This window comes from Ruegeria sp. F11 (assembly GCF_056533855.1).
Window position 1 is genome coordinate 38896 of the sequence record NZ_JBQFOW010000003.1, and the last position, 16994, is coordinate 55889.

General features: G+C 58.6%; 14 protein-coding genes. 9 read left to right on the forward strand and 5 right to left on the reverse strand.

The features are described from left to right. Positions 1–10: 10 nt before the first annotated feature. From ACR0NJ_RS04710 to ACR0NJ_RS04720, 3 genes are all read right to left on the reverse strand, one after another. The gene (locus ACR0NJ_RS04710; protein WP_480815974.1) at positions 11–2020 is read right to left on the reverse strand and encodes a putative 2-aminoethylphosphonate ABC transporter permease subunit; all 2010 of its coding nucleotides are present in this window, start codon (positions 2018–2020) and stop codon (positions 11–13) included. Next, positions 2020–3150, reverse strand: coding sequence for a putative 2-aminoethylphosphonate ABC transporter ATP-binding protein (locus ACR0NJ_RS04715; RefSeq protein ID WP_480815975.1), 1131 nt, complete (start codon positions 3148–3150; stop codon positions 2020–2022). Before ACR0NJ_RS04715 ends, ACR0NJ_RS04710 begins: the two co-directional genes overlap by 1 nt. A 135-nt stretch (positions 3151–3285) precedes the next feature. After that, on the reverse strand, positions 3286–4308 hold the full coding sequence (locus ACR0NJ_RS04720; protein ID WP_480815976.1) for a putative 2-aminoethylphosphonate ABC transporter substrate-binding protein: 1023 nt from the start codon (positions 4306–4308) through the stop codon (positions 3286–3288). A 304-nt stretch (positions 4309–4612) separates the two neighbouring features. Here ACR0NJ_RS04720 and ACR0NJ_RS04725 point away from each other — a divergent pair, with 304 nt between their 5' ends. Next, positions 4613–5641, forward strand: a complete 1029-nt coding sequence (locus ACR0NJ_RS04725) for a carbohydrate kinase family protein (protein ID WP_480815977.1) — start codon at positions 4613–4615, stop codon at positions 5639–5641. Between the two features lie 78 nt (positions 5642–5719). Here the strand turns inward: ACR0NJ_RS04725 and ACR0NJ_RS04730 are convergent, their stop codons facing one another. After that, positions 5720–6361, reverse strand: coding sequence for a TetR/AcrR family transcriptional regulator (locus ACR0NJ_RS04730; RefSeq protein ID WP_480815978.1), 642 nt, complete (start codon positions 6359–6361; stop codon positions 5720–5722). Between the two features lie 268 nt (positions 6362–6629). Here ACR0NJ_RS04730 and ACR0NJ_RS04735 point away from each other — a divergent pair, with 268 nt between their 5' ends. The 8 genes from ACR0NJ_RS04735 to ACR0NJ_RS04770 all read left to right on the forward strand — a co-directional run bounded on the left by ACR0NJ_RS04735 (position 6630) and on the right by ACR0NJ_RS04770 (position 16007). Then, entirely contained in the window at positions 6630–7736 is a 1107-nt protein-coding gene (locus ACR0NJ_RS04735) for a sugar ABC transporter substrate-binding protein (RefSeq protein ID WP_480815979.1), read from the forward strand. A 90-nt stretch (positions 7737–7826) separates the two neighbouring features. Then, positions 7827–8792 (forward strand): ABC transporter permease, encoded by a 966-nt coding sequence (locus ACR0NJ_RS04740; protein ID WP_480815980.1) that lies wholly within the window; start codon positions 7827–7829, stop codon positions 8790–8792. A gap of 10 nt (positions 8793–8802) precedes the next feature. Then, positions 8803–10311, forward strand: a complete 1509-nt coding sequence (locus ACR0NJ_RS04745; RefSeq protein ID WP_480815981.1) for a sugar ABC transporter ATP-binding protein — start codon at positions 8803–8805, stop codon at positions 10309–10311. Positions 10312–10321: 10 nt separating this feature from the next. After that, positions 10322–11263 carry an ABC transporter permease gene (locus ACR0NJ_RS04750; RefSeq protein WP_480611752.1) on the forward strand — a complete coding sequence of 314 codons (942 nt, stop codon included), beginning with the start codon at positions 10322–10324 and terminating at the stop codon, positions 11261–11263. Further along, the gene (locus ACR0NJ_RS04755) at positions 11260–12294 is read left to right on the forward strand and encodes a zinc-dependent alcohol dehydrogenase (RefSeq protein ID WP_480815982.1); all 1035 of its coding nucleotides are present in this window, start codon (positions 11260–11262) and stop codon (positions 12292–12294) included. The genes ACR0NJ_RS04750 and ACR0NJ_RS04755 overlap by 4 nt, the downstream gene beginning before the upstream one ends. 24 nt (positions 12295–12318) lie before the next feature. Next, positions 12319–12876: a hypothetical protein gene (locus ACR0NJ_RS04760; RefSeq protein ID WP_480815983.1), complete on the forward strand. Its 558-nt coding sequence runs from the start codon at positions 12319–12321 to the stop codon at positions 12874–12876. A 30-nt stretch (positions 12877–12906) separates the two neighbouring features. After that, entirely contained in the window at positions 12907–14409 is a 1503-nt protein-coding gene (locus ACR0NJ_RS04765) for an aldehyde dehydrogenase family protein (protein WP_480815984.1), read from the forward strand. After that, positions 14409–16007: a GMC family oxidoreductase gene (locus ACR0NJ_RS04770; RefSeq protein WP_480815985.1), complete on the forward strand. Its 1599-nt coding sequence runs from the start codon at positions 14409–14411 to the stop codon at positions 16005–16007. The genes ACR0NJ_RS04765 and ACR0NJ_RS04770 overlap by 1 nt, the downstream gene beginning before the upstream one ends. A 71-nt stretch (positions 16008–16078) precedes the next feature. On the opposite strand, the gene ACR0NJ_RS04775 is transcribed toward ACR0NJ_RS04770, so the two are convergent. Continuing rightward, complete coding sequence (locus tag ACR0NJ_RS04775; protein ID WP_480815986.1) at positions 16079–16897, reverse strand: aldo/keto reductase; 819 nt, start codon at positions 16895–16897, stop codon at positions 16079–16081. Between the last annotated feature and the right edge of the window lie 97 nt (positions 16898–16994).

Below are 16994 nucleotides of genomic sequence, written 5' to 3' on the forward strand. Positions count from 1 at the left end.
ACGTCTTAGGTCAGCGATTTCGCCAGGCCTGTGTCCGGCTCAGAACGCCTTTTGAGGCGATCATGTGCAAAATACGGGCTGCCGCATTGGTGTAGAAGATCATCATCCCCATAGCCGCCGCCGGAGCAATATCGCCCGCATCGTCCATGTTCAGCACCGCAATCGAGGCCAGTGTGGTTTTTGGCGAATACAGGAACACCACCGCCGACACCGTCGTCATCGCGTTGACGAACAGGTAGATCGAGATATCCAGGATCGCAGGCATACAGACCGGCACCGTCACCCGGGCAAACAGTTTCATGGTGGGTTGCTTGAGCGAGGCCGAGACGGATTCGAACTCGGTATCCATCTGCTTTAGCGCGGTAACCGCGGTCAGATGAGACACCGTGTAGAAGTGCGTCACAGTGCAGATCACCAGAATGGCCATCGTGCCATAGATCGCGTTCAGCGGGTTGGCCGGGTTGTTGAAGAAGAAGATGTAGGCCAGACCCAGCACCATCCCGGGGATCGCCATGGGTAACATGGCAAACATCTGGAACAAGGCGCGTCCGGTTTTGAACCCGTTCGACTTTTCAACAAGGTAAGCCCCGAAGAACACGACAGACGTCCCGATCACCGCCGTCAGCAGTGCCAGTTTGATCGAGTTGAAATAGGAGGCCCATCCGCCGCCATCCATCTTGTTAAACTGATAGTTGTTCAGGCTCAGGCTTAGATCATACGGCCAGAACTTGATCAGCGCCGCAAATTGGCAAACCGCCAGCAGACCCACGATGAACAGTGCCACCATGGAACAATAGATCAGCATGATGCGGTCGGTCTTCGGGTTCGGGTTCGGTTGATAGGGCACCGAGCGCGCCGACAGCAGCGCCACTTGTTTCGACTGCACCAGACGGTCGATGGCAAAGGCCAGGATCGCGGGAACCACCAGAACAACCGAGACAACAGCGCCCATCTCAAAGTTCTGCTGGCCGATCACCTGCTTATAGATATCCACCGCCAGAACGTTGAACTGGCCGCCGATCACCTTCGGCAGGCCGAAATCGGTGATCACAAGGTTGAACACCACAAAGGCCGCCGAGATCAGACCATAGCGCGCGCCCGGAATGGTAACCGTCCAGAAGGTGCGCCAGGGGGTCGAACGCAGGCTGGAGGCGGCCTCGTACAATCGCGCGTCCGAGATAGCCAAGGCCGTCGAGATGATCAGGAAGGCATGCGGGAAGGTGAAGAAGACCGAGCCGATCACGATGCCGATCGGCCCGTAAATGCTTGCTCCAAATAGCAGTTCTTTCAGCATGCCCTGATTGCCGAACAGATAGACCAGCGCGATACCGGGCAGCAGCGATGGCACAAGGATCGGGGCCATGGCGATCAGCCGGAACACACCCTTGTAGCGCATGCAACTGCGGTTCAGCGCATAGGCGAACCAGAAGGCCAGCGTGACGGTGATGATCGTGCTGACGACCGAAATCCAAAGCGAGTTCTTGATCGAGTTGAACAGAGCCGGGGTCGAGAAATAGCTGACAAAGTTGTCTACACCGGTCGACTGCACCGGACGCAATTGCACGCGGCGGAACGTATTGGAATCCAGTTCGACCCAATCGGTGCCTTTTTGCAGGTTCGATCCGACCAGAAACCGGCCATCCGGTACGGTGTTCCGGATCTGGTACATCACCGGGCTGCGGAAGCTGAAATCAGGGAAAAAGGGTGTGACGGAAAGCCGCCCATCCGATCCGGTCGAAAGCTCTTGATCGCTATAGGCGCCGGTTTCGGCGTTCAGTTGCGCCCCGTTAAGGATGCTGCCGTCGAATACGCCACTGTCGTCGCTGACCTGAAATTCGTACTGCGACAGTTCCATCCGATAGGTCGAGAACGACTTGGACAGCATCGCCCAAAGCGGAAAGGCCAGTGTCACAACCAGATACAGCGCGATGATCATCATGCCGCCGCGCATGATCAGGTCATCGCGGCTCAACTTGCCCTTGATAATCGGGCCTGCGGGCAGAGAGGTGGTGTCGGTCATCAGCCCTCCTCCGCCGGGGTAAAGGCCATCAGACGGTTGCGGGGCAGTTCGATCATCATCTGCTCGCCTTCTTCAAGACCAAGACGGCGCACCGCGTTGATCGAGAAATCCGCGATCAGTTCCTCATCGCCGAAAATCTTGTGCGACAGGCGGCAGCGCCAGAAAGAGCCCAGAAATTCCATTTCGGTGATCAGAACTTCGAACGCGTTTTCAGGCGTTGTTATGATGTCCGGCGCACCTGGCGAGCGCGCGCCTTCGCCGTGTGGAATCAGATCTTCGGGCCGGATCGCTGCGACGATGCGGGTACCTTTCTTGTGATCATGGGCCATGCATTTCAGGACCGAGCCGCCCAGTTCAAGCGTTTCCGTATCCCCAGCAACGGCATGAATCTGGTTCATCTCACCGATAAAATCGGCCACAAACAGGTTCGCAGGGTGGCGGTAGATTTCCGTCGGGGATCCAACCTGCTCGATCACGCCGTGATTCATGACGACGATTCGGTCGGCCATGGCCAGCGCCTCTTCCTGATCGTGGGTCACCATCACGGTGGTCACGCCCAGCTTGCGCTGCAATTCCTTGATTTCATGACGCAAATGCACACGCACCTTGGCATCCAGCGCCGAAAGCGGTTCGTCCAGCAGCAACAGGCCGGGATTGGTGGCAATGGCGCGTGCCAGAGCGATCCGCTGTTGCTGACCGCCTGACAGTTGGGCTGGGTATTTGCTGCCCTGATCTGGCAAGCCAACCAGGTTCAGCAGTTCGGCCACGCGCACCGCAATCTCGGATTTACTGCGGCCGGTGTTTTCCAGCCCGAATGCAATGTTCTTTTCGATCGTCAGGTTCGGAAACAGCGCGTAAGACTGGAACACGATGCCGAAATCACGCTCGGACGGGGGCAGGTTAGACACATCCTTACCGTCCTGCATAACCGTGCCCTTGGTTTGCAGGTCCAACCCCGCAATGGCACGCAACAGCGTGGTTTTGCCGCAGCCTGAGGGCCCCAGAAAACAGATGAATTCACCTTCGTTGATGTCCAGCGAAATGTCCCTGAGAGCCAGAAAATCACCAAAAGCTTTCCAGAGGTCTTGGATACTCAGATAGAGATCACCGGGGGAGGTTTTCTTAAGCACTGGGAGCGGTCCTTGAGCTTTGCGCAGCGGCCACGACAAAGAATGGCCGAAGATTACGCCGCGCAGTTCACGAGTGTTGTAGGGGAAATGTTAACCAAAGGACGGAGGGGCGTTAAGCCCCTCCATCTTGAGTGGTTATTCTTTGGGTTCCGACTTGCCGTCGTAACGCTCTTGCCATTCCTTCAGGATGGCGGCGCGGTTATTGGCGGCGAACTCGAAATCATTTTCGATCATCGCGTCCAGCAGGCCGTCGGGGAAGTGCTCGACCGGTTTGGCGACACCGGGCATCGCGACGACCGCGTAGCCTACGTTATACATTTCGTTGGCTTCCTTGGTGACCGAGAAATCAACCAGCTTCTGTGCGGCTTCCAGTTTGTCGGTGCCCGCAACGATTGCGGTTGCTTCCATGTCCCAGCCAACACCTTCGCTTGGAACGATGATTTCCAGCGGTGCACCTGCGGCTTTGGACTTGGCGCCGCGGAACGCAAACGAGATGCCGATCGGAATCTCACCGGCGGCGGCAAGTTTGCACGGTTTCGAGCCCGAATGCGTGTAGCGCGCGATGTTTTCGTGCAGCGCGTCCATGTATTCCCAGCCGCCGTCTTCGCCGAACATTTGCAGCCAGCTCGAGACGTCAAGGAAACCGGTGCCCGAAGAGTTCGGGTTCGGCATGATGACATGGCCCTTGTACTGCGCGTCGGTCAGATCTTTCCAAGAGGTCGGCGGCGTCAGGCCCAGCTTTTCAGCTTCGACGGTGTTGTAGCAGACCGAGGCAACCCAGGCGTCCATGCCGACCCAGCTGGGCACATCGCCGCTGTCGACGAACTTCGCATCCAGCTTTTCCACGCCAACCGGCGCATAAGGCTCCAGCATGTCTTCCGATTTCAGCAGCAAAAGCGAGGTCGCCGCCAGGCCCCAAACCACGTCGGCTTGCGGGTTGTCACGCTCGGCCAGCAGCTTTGCGGTCACAATGCCGGTGGAATCACGGACCCAGTTGATTTTGATGTCTGGGTGAACGGCGTTGAACTGTTCAGCGTAACGAGCTAGGTCTTCGGCTTCAACGGCCGTGTAAACAGTCAGCTCGGTTTCGGCAGTGGCTGCGGTGGCCATCAGGGCACCGGCAACGACCGCGGCAAACTTGGAAGTGGTTTTTTTCATGTTTTCCTCTGTTGCGTTTTTTTATGACACTAACGCCATTCTCTCGCGGCGCTTCTCATATGAAGGACGTGTGACAGCAGTGTGACAGGTTTGTCAGTCAATAAAAATCGATTATACCTTCCAAACCATAGGTAAAACTTATGAGGTTCCGGGCGCGGTGAGAAGCGCCAATTTGGGACCTGGCCCATTTGGAGCATTCAGACAGGAAGTTTATGGAGTGACTCAATTCGCCACCTGATCGGGTTTTAGTGGTTAGCCGCCAGTTTTCCGGGACTTAAACCCGATTTTTGAATAAGGTTTCCTGATGAATATCGGTACGCCACAGCGGCGCGGCGTTCTGGCCGCAGGCAATTTCATCGTTGATCATGTCAATATCGTCGAGGCTTATCCCGAGCAGGACGAATTGGCGCTGGTGCTGAGCCAGTCGAATTCAAACGGCGGCGGTCCATACAATCTGCTGCATGCGCTGGCAGCTTTGGGGGCGCGGTTTCCGCTGCAGGCCAAGGGCATGATCGGAAACGATGCCGACGGCCAGTGGATACTCGATGACTGCAAGCAGCGTGGGATTTGCGCCAAGGGGCTTGGCCTGTCACCGGATACCGGGACCTCGTGGACCGATGTGATGTCCGTAAAATCCTCGGGGCGCAGAACCTTCTTTCACTATCCGGGGGCGAACGCAGAACTGAGTCTCGGCGACGTGGATTTTAGTGCCACGGACGCACGCGTGTTCTATCTGGGCTATCTGACCATGCTTGAGACGCTGGACAGGTTCGCCGCAGACGGGCGCACTCTGGCCAGCCATGTGCTTGAACGTGCAAGCGCAGCGGGCATGATTACGGCGGCGGATTTGGTCAGCAGACCGCACCCGGATTTCCGGACCATCGTTACAAGCTCAGCCCCGTGGTTGGATTATCTGTTTCTGAATGAACTTGAGGCAGGCTGGCTGTTGCAGCGGGAATTGAGTGCGGCGTCGCATGACCTGACTGCACTTTTGGAACCGGCGCGCGCGGTATTGGGTCTGGGGGTCCGCAATGCCGTCATTTTGCATTGCCAGCGCGGCGCTGTCTGTGTCGCCCGGGAATCATCGGCCATCCTTCAGCCCGCGCTCGATCTGCCGCAAAGCCGGATCAAATCCGGCCTTGGGGCGGGCGATGCATTTGCCGGGGGGTTCCTGTTTGGCCTGCATGAAGGCTGCGACACTGAAACATCACTGCTCTATGCTGTCAGCGCGGCGGCGTCCTGCATCATGTCCGAGACAGCAAGCAGTGGTATCCGTAGAGTCGAGGACTGCGTCGCGCTGAGCCGGGAATTCGGATTTGTAAGCGACGCATGAGCGCAGCTTGTGACTTCTGCTTCCATTGTCCAAAGCCGACACAGGCGAATTGTTGGCGAATTTGAGGCCCTACCAGGCCTAGTCTTTTCGAACAATCCGCATGATGCTCTCGACGTTAAAATCCAGACGTTCGTTCAAGGCTTGCTGATCCATCATGTCGCGCTGGAACAGGTAGGACCCGGTAAACCGATTGGTCAGATAGTAGAAACCGATGGCGGCTATGGTAATGTTTAACTGCGTTGCATCTATGCCTGTTCGAAACTCGCCGCTGTCCTCACCGCGTTTCAGAATATGTTCGACCATCGCGACCAGTCCACGGGTTGTGTCAGGCAGGCTGGACAGCGATTTAATGTGGCGGGCACGGTGCAGGTTCTCGCTGTTGACCAACGTAATGAACTCGGGGTTCTTCAGGTAGTATTTCCATGTGAACCGAACCAGGGATTCCAACGCCTCGGAAGGTGAAAGCGCCTCGAGGTTCAGCTTGCGCTCGGCGCTTCGGATATCGAGATAGGCGGCTTCCAGAACAGTGCGGAACAGGTCTTCTTTGCTGCCAAAATAGTGGTACAACATGCGCTTGTTCGCGTTGGCGCGTTCGGCGATTTCATCCACCCGCGCGCCGCCCAGCCCATGTTTCGCAAATTCCTTTTTGGCGGCCTGCAGGATGCGTGCCTTGGTGGCTTCGGCGTCTCTTTTCCTTTTGATCGTCGGCTTTTCGACCACGGCCACCTCCTTTTTACGCCGTTGTCCCGGCGCAGCATGTCTGGTCAGAGCATTTCGCACATAAGGCCGAGGTTCTTCAACTCTTCCCTGCCAGTGGCTGTTTCCGACCGCTCTTGCCCAAGTCTTAACGCTTGACACATCGTTTCGTAAAGAAGTAACTAGTTAGTGCATTAAGGGCGTGCAATGCCGCTGTGCGGGATCGTCGCCGGGGAGAGGCCGACGCGCGAGAGCCTTCGATCCCATGTGTTGGTGAAAAAGGGAGGACACTATGTCATTCATCAAGAAGTACATCGAACAGGAGACGATAACCCGCCGTAACCTACTGCTCGCATCCGCCTACGGGGTGGGCGGTGTCGCGGTTTCCAGCATGCTTGGTGGAATGGCACGCGCAGCGATCACGGACCCGACGGTTGCATGGTCCTATCGCAACCGGACGAACCCTTACTGGAACGAAATCGTTTCGGGTGGTGAGGCGTTTGTGGAAAGCTTAGGCAAGCCCAAGGATTTCTTGACCCACCTGATCAACGAGGGCTCGTCCGAAAAATCGCTGGCCGACGTCAAGGCGCTGCTGTCGAAAACCAATGGCGAACTGGCGCTGGCCATCGACACCAACGACGCGCCCAACGCGCGCCCGGTGGTGGAAAGCTGCGTTGAGGCGGGAGCCTATGTCTCGACCCTGTGGAACAAGACCGATGACCTGCATCCGTGGGATTTCGGCGACAACTATGTCAGCCACATGAGCTGGTCCGACGAAGGCCCGGCTGAGCAAACCGCGCGCATCCTGCTGGACGCCATGGGCGGTTCGGGTGGCGTTGTGCATCTGGGCGGGATCGCCTCGAACAACCCGGCAATTGAGCGTCTGGCCGGTCTGAAGAACGCGCTGAACGACTATCCGAATGCCGAATTGCTGGCTGCAGAACCCGCCGACTGGGACACGCAAAAGGCCAACCAGGTCATGAGCGCCTTCCTCACCCGCTACGGCGACGACATCAAAGGCGTGCACTGTGCCAACGACACCATCGCCTATGGTGTGCTGGAAGCCCTGCGCGCAGAAGGCATCGAGGACATGCCAATCGTGTCCTATGACGGCAACCCGCAGGCGGTTGAACTGGTCGGCGAGGGCAAGATTCTGGCCACCGTCTTCACCAACCCACATTGGGGCGGTGGCATCACGGCGGCGCTGGCCTATTACGCGGCCACCGGTCACTTCAAGCCGTCGGATGAGCCCAATGAGCACCGCGAATTCTACGGCCCGACCATCATGGTCAAACCCGAAGACGCGCAGGCGTTCAAGGCCGAGTATCTGGACAGTGTCCCGACCTATGACTGGAAAGATTTCTGGTCCACGTCGAACGGCCAAATCCAGTACAAATAAAGTGAAGGCGGGCCAGTTGTCGCGACCGGCCCGCACACTCGGGCCTGCGCTATAAGCGACGCCGCCAATTCACTCAGTGGGAGGAAGCACGTGAGCAATGTGCTGACACGGGATGTGCTGATCAAATGGGCGCCCCTGATCGTCCTTTTGGTTCTGGTCCTGTTTTTCACAACGATGGAGCCCCGTTTCTTTTCGCTGCGCAATTTTGCACGGATCGGGATTTCGTCGGCACCGGCCCTGATGGTCGCGATTGGCGTGACCTTTATCATCATCATGGGGTCGATTGACCTGTCGATGGAAGGCACTGTGTCCGTCTGTGCGGTGGTGTTTGCTTTCGCGTTTATTGCTCTGGGTGGAACTTTGGCGTCCTGGGCCTGGCTGGCCATCCCGCTGGCGCTTTTGGTAGGGGCGGCCATCGGGTTGGTGAACGGGCTGGTCCACGTTTTGCTAAAAATCCCGTCCTTCATGGCCTCGCTGGCGATGGGGTTTGTGGGCACCGGCTTTGCCCTGCTGCTGACCGGCGGCGATCGGATCAGGGTTGAGGATGACCTGTTCCGCGCCCTTCTGACCGAACGCTGGTTCGGCTTTCCGATCATGTGCTACGTGGCGCTGCTGTTCCTGTTGATCGCCTGGTTCATCCAGTCGCGCACGACGCTGGGCCGCAACTTCTATGCCGTGGGCGGGGGCGAGGAACTGGCCCACGCCTCGGGTCTGAACGTCAATCGCGTGCGGATCATGGGCTTTGCGCTGGCGGGTATGTTCTATGCGGTCGGTGCGTTGCTGGCCGTGGGCCGTATTGGTATCGCCGAGACTGCGACGGGGTCGAATTTCATGTTCGTCTCGATCACTTCGGTCGTAGTTGGCGGTACCGCGCTGTGGGGCGGGATCGGTGGTGTTTGGAACACGCTGATCGGCGTGCTGATCGTCAACGTCATCAACAACGGCATGGTGGTGATCGGGTTGCCCGGCTACGTGCAGGACGGTGTTCTGGGCATTCTGGTCATCGCTGCGGTGGTTCTGTCGACCGACCGTAAATCCGTAACCTTCGTGAAATAGGGGCGGGCTGATGTATGAACTGATCAATGTCGACAAGAAATTCCCCGGCGTCCACGCGCTGAAATCCGTGGATTTCAAGATCGGACGGGGTGAGATAGTGGGCCTCGTCGGCGAAAACGGTGCCGGTAAATCCACCCTGATGAAGATCATCTATGGCGCTTATCAGCCCGATGGCGGCGATATCACCATCGACGGCACCAAGGTTCGGTTCCAGAACCCGCGTCAGGCGATGGATCACGGCATCGGCATGGTGTTTCAGGAACAATCTCTGATCACCAACCTGACCGTGATGGAGAACATCTTTCTTGGGTTCGAGCAGCAATTCGTCAGCTATGGCGTGATCAACTGGAAAGCCATGGCCGAGGCTGCGCGGAAGCAGCTGGCTAAGGTCAAACTGGATATCGACCCGGCCACCACGACTTCGAAACTGTCTTTTGCGCAGCGCCAACTGGTGGAACTGGCCAAGGTGCTGACGTTGGAGGAGCGGATCGACGGCGACCTGGTCATATTGCTGGACGAGCCGACCTCAGTATTGGCCAAGGAAGAGGTTGAACTGCTGTTCTCGCTTGTGCGCGAACTGACCAAACGCGCATCCTTTATCTTTGTCAGTCACCGTATGGACGAGGTACTGGATCTGTCCGACCGGATCTACGTGATGAAGGACGGCGAAGTCGTTGACGTCGTCGCCCATGACGAGGCAGACGTGGATGCGATCCAGCACAAGATGGTGGGTCGCGACGTTGACAAGGAATATTACCGCGAGCAAAAGCAGAAGCCTTTTCAGTCTGATGCTCAACCTCTGGTGGCTTTTGACGCGGTCTCGGCAGACGGTAAGTACGCGGACATCTCTTTCGATCTGCATCCCGGAGAGGTCCTCTGCCTTGTTGGCACCGAAGGTTCAGGCCGCGAGGCGGTCCTGCGTACGATCTTTGGTCTGGAAACGCCCTCTTCCGGCACGGTGAAGCTAAAGGGGCAAGCGGTTAGCAAGTTCAACGCGCAGACCGGTGTCAGCAGCGGCGTCGGCTACATTCCGCGCGAGCGCAAGGTCGAGGGCATCGTGGCGGGGATGAATGTTTATGAAAACATGACGCTTAGCCAGATGGGCAACTACGCCAATTCCGGCGTGCTGCGCATTGGCGAGGAAAAGTCGCTGGCAAACCAGTGGATCGATCGTTTGGCGATCAAGACACCCGATGTTTACAAAGATTGCGGTGGGCTGTCGGGCGGCAACCAACAAAAGGTGGTGCTGGCCAAGTGGCGCTCGGCCGGGTCGGATATCATCCTGCTGGATCACCCGACGCGGGGTCTGGATATCGGGGCCAAGGAAGACGTCTATGACATGGTGCGCGAGATGTCGGATGACGGTGTTGGCATCATTTTGGTGGCCGACACGCTAGAAGAGGCCATTGGCCTGAGCCACACGATCATCGTTCTGAAAGATGGTGTTGCGCAGAAACGTTTCGATTGCCGCCCGGGCGACAAGCCGTCGCTTTATGACCTTGTCCACCACATGATCTGAGGCCGGACCCATGAGTTTTGAACGCATCAAACCCCATCTGCCCTGGATCACGCTGCTGGCGCTTGTGCTGGCGGTCGGTCTGGCGGATGCGAACTTTCTGCGGCCCGCCAACCTGATCTCGATGATGGCCGACATCGTACCGCTGTTTATCATGGCGCTGGGAATGACCTTTGCCATCTATATCGGCGGCATTGATCTATCGGCGCAGTCGGTGGCGAATATGACCACCGTTGTGGCCACGATTGCCCTGCCGACATTCGGGATCGGAACCGCGCTGATCTGCATCCTGTCCGGAGCCGTGCTGGGCAGTATCTCGGGCTATGTGACGACGCGACTTTATGTGCCGTCCTTCATCTCGACGCTTGCGGTGGGCGGTATCGCCTTTTCGGCGGCGCAATACATGTCGGGGCAGCGGGCGCTGTTCATGGATGCCACGCTGCGGGATTCGACCTTCGGCTGGATGACCGGCTCGGTCGCCGGTTTGCCAGCCGAGTTGATCATTGCCGCGGTGCTGGTGCTGGGCGCGTGGTTTTTGCAATCGCGCACCACCTTTGGCCGCGCGCTCAAGGCGGTGGGCGCGGGGGAACCCGCTGCCGTTGCCTCGGGCCTGAATGTGAACCGGATCAAGATCATTGCCTTCGCCCTGTCCGGCGGGCTGGCGGCGATTGCGGGCCTGCTGTTCTCGGTGAAACTCTCCGGTGGTTCTCCCACACTGGCGAACGGGTTCCTGCTGCCTGCAATCGTCGCGGTTTTGGTCGGGGGCACGCCGCTAACCGGAGGGGTCGGAGGGGTGATCAACACGCTGATCGGCACGCTGATCGTCGCGGTGATCCGATCCTCGATGCTGTATTTCGAGGTTGATGCCACCCAGCAGCAGATGGTGTTCGGCCTGATCCTGATCGGAGCGATTGCGCTGACCATCGACCGGACCAAGCTGAGGGTTGTGAAATGACGCAGACCATGAAAGCCGCCGTTTTGGTCGAACCGGGCCGTTTTGAGGTGCAGGGCGTGCCCCGCCCCGAGCCCGGACGCGATGAGGTTCTGGTGCGTATTTCTCGCGTCGGTATTTGTGGCACAGATATGCATATCTTCAACGGTCACTATGCAGCCGAGAACCTGCCCCTCATACCGGGCCATGAGTTCACCGGCACCATCGCCGAGCTGGGCGAGGGTGTGACGGGTCTGACGGTCGGCGCACCGGTGGTGGTCGACATGAATATCGGCTGCGGTTCCTGCTATTGGTGCCGCCGCAACGAGATTCTGAACTGCCCAGAGATGCAGCAGATGGGGATCACCATGGACGGGGCTTTTGCCGAATATATCTCGGTTCCTGCCCGCCTTGTGATCCCGGCACCTGACGCGGTTTCGGCTGAGGTTCTGGCACTGACCGAGCCGCTAGCCTGCGTGGTGCGCTGCGCGCGCAAGGCCAAAATCACCTTCGGCCAGTCTGTCGTGGTTCTGGGCGCGGGGCCCATCGGCAACCTGCACGTGCAATTGCTGCGAACCATCGGGGCGGCCCCGATCATCGTGGCGGATTTGTCCGAGGACCGGGTACAGATGGCGCTGGAGGCTGGTGCGGACGTGGCTGTAACCGACCCGGCAGAACTGGAAGAAACGGTTCTGCACCACACCGACGGGCGCGGCGCCGATGTGGTGATCGAAAGCGTCGGGCTTCCTGCGCTTTATGAACAGGCCACCCGCCTGATCCGCAAAGGCGGGCATATCGCGGCCTTTGGCCTTACTGGTGCAGGCGAGACTCTGCCGGTCGACATTCTGCAAACCATCCTGCAAGAGAACTCGATCAAGGGCTCTGTCGCGGGGATGGGGCAGGATATGCACGACTCCCTGACCCTGCTGAGCCATGGCCGCATCAAGACCGAATTCTTTACACAGGCCACATACCCAATGGATCGTATTCAGGAGGCATTCGACAGTTTCCCGGATCGACCCGCCGACCTGAAAACCCAGATTGTTATGACGTAAACGCCAGAGAGGGAGGAGCTCAGCATGACCGTCGAAGTCTATACGTCCAAACCGGAAGGCATGATCCCCAACAGCCGGTTCCCGCTGCTGATCCATCGCGGGGCCATTCCGGGCGGTGGGGTTGATGCCGTCAAAGCCCGCTTCCGAGCAAATGGCTGGGGCAACAACTGGGAATACCCCGGTGTGTATGAGTACCCGCATTTCCACTCAACCTCGCACGAGTGTCTGGGCTGTGCATCAGGTTGGATGGAGTTCAACCTGTCTGTTGAAGGCTGGACTCGGGTCCGGATCGAGGCAGGCGATGTTATCGTCATGCCCGCAGGCGTCAGCCACGAGATGGTCGGTCGTTCCGAAGATATCATGATGTGCGGCGGCTACGCCGGGGGCCGGGACTGGGACAATATTCAAGAGGCGTATCTGACGCCTGAGATGTTTCAGGCCGCCGCCAAACGGATCATGATGCTGCCGATCCCTGACAAGGACCCCGCGACCGGTGATGTCCTGCATCAATGGCATGACGCGCCGTCTTCTGTGGATGGCGGTTGGAATGACTTCCGCGACGCGCTGGACGCATCCGCGTAGCCCACCCCCCTAATTCGGAGCCTTTTTCTGATGGACCAAAACAGCCAGATTCTGACACCCCCATCCGAGCCGCGTGCCTTCGGGTTCTTCATGGATGGCAACTGGGTGCCCGCCGGGGATCGCGACGTGTTCGAACGCTCTTCGCCCGGGCATGGCGTGCCGGTCACGCGAATTCCGCGCTGCACCGAGGATGATCTGAACGCCGTTGTCGCTTCGGCTCGCGCGGCGTTTGATGACCGGCGCTGGTGTGGCCTGTCCGGGGCCGACCGCGCGGCAGTGTTGCTGAAAGCGGCGGATCTGATCCGCCAGCGCACGGATGAGATCGCCTATTGGGAAACGCTGGAAAACGGTAAGCCTATCTTTCAGGCGCGGGCTGAGGTCGGCGGCTGTGTGGGTATGTTCGAGTTCGCCGCTGGTTTGGCGCGGGCGCTGCACGGGGATAGTTTCAACAACAGCGGTGACGGCGCGATGGGCATCGTCACGCGTGAACCGGTTGGTGTTGTCGGGCTGATCACCCCGTGGAACTTTCCGTTCCTGATTCTGTGCGAGCGGGTGCCATATATTCTCGCCTCGGGCTGTACCATCGTCTCGAAACCGTCCGAAGTGACAAGCGCCACAACGCTTCTGCTTGCGGAAATCCTGTCCGAGGCCGGGTTGCCCGACGGGGTCTTCAACGTGGTCACAGGATCGGGCAGCGTTATTGGCCAAAAACTGGCCGAGCATATGGATGTGGACATGCTGTCCTTCACCGGCTCGACCGCTGTGGGTCGGTCTGTGGTTGCAGCCGCTGGTCAGAGCAATTTCAAGAAGCTGGGGCTGGAATTGGGTGGCAAGAACCCTCAGATCGTGTTCGCGGATGCGGATCTGGAGGATGCTGCCGACGGCGTGGCCTTTGGCATCGCGTTCAACACAGGTCAGTGCTGCGTGTCGGGCGCGCGGCTGCTGGTGGAACGCTCGGTCGCGGACCGGTTTGCCGAAATGGTGGCCGAGAAATTGCGCAAAGTCCGCGTGGGCGATCCGCTCGATGAACGCACGCAGGCTGGCGCGATCACTACGGATGCGCAGAACCGCACCATTCTGTCCTACATCGCGAAGGGTCAGGAAGAGGGCGCGACCCTGCTGACTGGTGGCACCACGCCCGAAATCTCGGGCGGGCAGTATATTGATCCGGTCGTGTTCACGGGTGTGACCAACGACATGGCCATTGCGCGGGAAGAGATTTTTGGCCCCGTTCTGGTGGTGATCCCGTTCGATACGATTGACGAGGCGATCTCGATTGCCAACGATACTGAATACGGGTTGGCGGCCAGTGTCTGGACCAAGAATATCGACAAGGCGCTGACAATCTCGCGCCGGGTGCAGGCGGGTCGGTTCTGGGTGAACACGACGCTGGCCGGTGGCCCCGAACTGCCGATTGGCGGGTTCAAGGCCTCGGGCTGGGGGCGTGAGGCCGGGATGCACGGGGTCGAGGAATATACGCAGGTCAAGTCGATCCATGTTGAGATCGGCAAACGCGCGCATTGGGTGGAGTAATGGCGAAAAACGGATATGACTATGTGATCGTCGGCGGCGGATCGGCAGGTTGCGTTCTGGCCAATCGCCTGACCGAGGACAGCAGCGTTCGGGTGCTGATGCTGGAAGCGGGCGGCAAGGACAGCCACCCGCTGATTCACATGCCTGTGGGTTTCGCCAAAATGACCGCCGGGCCGCACACTTGGGGCTTTGACACGGTGCCCCAGACACATGCCAACAACCGCGAAATCCCCTATGCTCAGGGCCGGGTTCTGGGCGGCGGCAGCTCGATCAATGCCGAGGTGTTCACGCGCGGCAATCCTGTCGACTATGACCGCTGGGCCAATGAAGAAGGCTGCGATGGCTGGTCCTTCGAAGAAATCCGCAAATATTTCATCCGGTCTGAACGCAACGCAATCCTGTCCGGTGACTGGCACGGCACCGACGGCCCGCTGGGGGTGTCGAACCTTGAGCCGCAAGAGATGACCCGCGCCTTTGTACGCTCCTGTCAGGAGGCTGGGCTGCCCTACAATCCCGATTTCAACGGCCCCAAACAGGAAGGGGCCGGGGTCTATCAGACGACAACGTGGAATGCGAAACGCTGCTCGGCTGCGGTCGGGTATCTCAAACCGGTTCTGTCACGTCCGAACCTGACGGTTGAGACCGGGTGTCAGGTGCACCGGGTCGTGATCGAAGGTGGGCGAGCCACCGGTGTCGCTTATGACAAGGGTGGAGAGGTTCAGACCGTCACCGCGGATCAAGAGGTTCTCGTGACCTCGGGCGCGATCGGCACGCCCAAGCTGATGCTGCTGTCCGGAGTCGGACCCGCCGCGCATCTGCGTGAGCATGGGATCGAGGTAAAGCATGACTTGCCGGGCGTCGGTGAAAACCTGACCGACCATTTCGGCATCGACATCGTGGCGGAGTTGAACGGGCACCAAAGCCTCGACAAGTATAACAAACCGCATTGGGCCGCGTGGGCCGGGATTCAATACTACCTGTTTGGGTCGGGACCGGTCGCCTCGAACGTGGTCGAAGGCGGGGCGTTCTGGTACGCCGACCCCAATGCGCCAGTGCCTGACCTTCAGTTCCATTTCCTTGCCGGGGCAGGGGCCGAGGCCGGTGTGCCCAGCGTTCCCAAGGGCAGTTCGGGCATCACGCTGAACTCTTACACGCTGCGCCCCAAGGCGCGGGGCACCGTGCGGCTGCGGTCAAACCGGGTCGAGGACATGCCGCTGGTCGATCCGAATTTCCTCGGGCATCCGGATGATCTGAAAACCTCGGTCGAGGGGGTGAAGCACAGCGTTGAGATTTTCCGCCAGAGTAGCCTGCAGAAATACATCCGGCAAATCCGGTTTCCGGACGATAGCGTGAAAACCCAAGCGGACTATGAGGCTTATGCGCGCCAATACGGCCGGACCTCGTATCATCCGACCTGTACCTGTAAGATGGGTGTGGATGAGATGGCGGTGGTCGACCCTCAGATGCGGGTGCGGGGGATCGACGGTTTGCGGATTTGCGACAGTTCGGCAATGCCCAGTCTGATCGGGTCAAACACCAACGCGCCGACGATTATGATGGCCGAAAAAGCGTCCGATATGATCCGGGGCAATCACTGAGCACTCAAGCTCTCACGACTTGGGATTTTGCCCTAGTAAGGCGGCGCCACATCCGGCACCGCCCTCTTTGTTCAGTCCCACTTGGGGGCCCAGGGCACCAGATCCTCACCCACGATACGGAAGCCTGTATGGGTTTTGGCGTCGATCCGATCCATGTCGCTGCTGGACAGGGTGAAATCCATAACGTCGAAATTCGCGTCGATATTGGCGCGTTTGGTCGACATGGTGTTGATCGAAACGCCTTTCTGCAAAATCCAGCGCAGAACGACCTGACCCGCTGTTTTACCATAGGTCTTGCCGATCTCGTCGAAGATCGGGTGCTTGAAGACCTCTCCGCGTGCTACCGAGCAGTAGGAAGACAGGGGGATGCCAGTTTCCGTCGCCGCTGCCAGCAGCGTATCCTGATTCAGCAACGGATGGAATTCGACCTGATTTGTGATCAGCGGTGTGTCGATGATCTTGACCGCGTCGCGCATCATCTGGGCCGTATAGTTCGACACGCCGATATTCTTCGCCAGCCCCTTTGCGTGCGCCTGTTCCAACAGTTTCAGCGAAGGCGCAATATCCCCGCCAATCGGGGGCCAGTGCAGCAGCAGGACATCAACATAATCCAGCTGCAGCTTCTTCAGGCTTTCTTCGACCGAAGGGATGAACGCCTCTTCCGTGAAATTGTCGGGATGAACCTTGGTGGTTACGCAAATCTCATCCCGCGCAAATCCAAGCTCGGCCAAGGCGTCGCCAGTTTCTTTTTCGTTTTCATACATTTGCGCGGTGTCGAAAGACCGATAGCCCACGTCAGCCGCGATCATCATGGCGTCGCGCAAGTCACTTCCGGTCAGGGGAAATGTGCCGAAGGTACGCTGGTTGGTGTTCTGAAAATAGATGTTCATTATGATCCTCCCAAAGGACAAGCTTACAAGTAACTTACTGGTTACTTAATCTCGCGTCAATTCTGTGTTTGAGTAGAATTCTGTTGATTTCGATGGG

What these genes read in the sequence shown, in the direction of transcription:
- ACR0NJ_RS04710 (WP_480815974.1), bottom strand. Translation starts at nt 2,020, where the DNA reads ATGACCGACACCACCTCTCTGCCCGCAGGCCCGATTATCAAGGGCAAG.
- ACR0NJ_RS04720 (WP_480815976.1), bottom strand. Translation starts at nt 4,308, where the DNA reads ATGAAAAAAACCACTTCCAAGTTTGCCGCGGTCGTTGCCGGTGCCCTG.
- ACR0NJ_RS04725 (WP_480815977.1), top strand. Translation starts at nt 4,613, where the DNA reads ATGAATATCGGTACGCCACAGCGGCGCGGCGTTCTGGCCGCAGGCAAT.
- ACR0NJ_RS04735 (WP_480815979.1), top strand. Translation starts at nt 6,630, where the DNA reads ATGTCATTCATCAAGAAGTACATCGAACAGGAGACGATAACCCGCCGT.
- ACR0NJ_RS04745 (WP_480815981.1), top strand. Translation starts at nt 8,803, where the DNA reads ATGTATGAACTGATCAATGTCGACAAGAAATTCCCCGGCGTCCACGCG.
- ACR0NJ_RS04750 (WP_480611752.1), top strand. Translation starts at nt 10,322, where the DNA reads ATGAGTTTTGAACGCATCAAACCCCATCTGCCCTGGATCACGCTGCTG.
- ACR0NJ_RS04755 (WP_480815982.1), top strand. Translation starts at nt 11,260, where the DNA reads ATGACGCAGACCATGAAAGCCGCCGTTTTGGTCGAACCGGGCCGTTTT.
- ACR0NJ_RS04760 (WP_480815983.1), top strand. Translation starts at nt 12,319, where the DNA reads ATGACCGTCGAAGTCTATACGTCCAAACCGGAAGGCATGATCCCCAAC.
- ACR0NJ_RS04765 (WP_480815984.1), top strand. Translation starts at nt 12,907, where the DNA reads ATGGACCAAAACAGCCAGATTCTGACACCCCCATCCGAGCCGCGTGCC.
- ACR0NJ_RS04770 (WP_480815985.1), top strand. Translation starts at nt 14,409, where the DNA reads ATGGCGAAAAACGGATATGACTATGTGATCGTCGGCGGCGGATCGGCA.
- ACR0NJ_RS04775 (WP_480815986.1), bottom strand. Translation starts at nt 16,897, where the DNA reads ATGAACATCTATTTTCAGAACACCAACCAGCGTACCTTCGGCACATTT.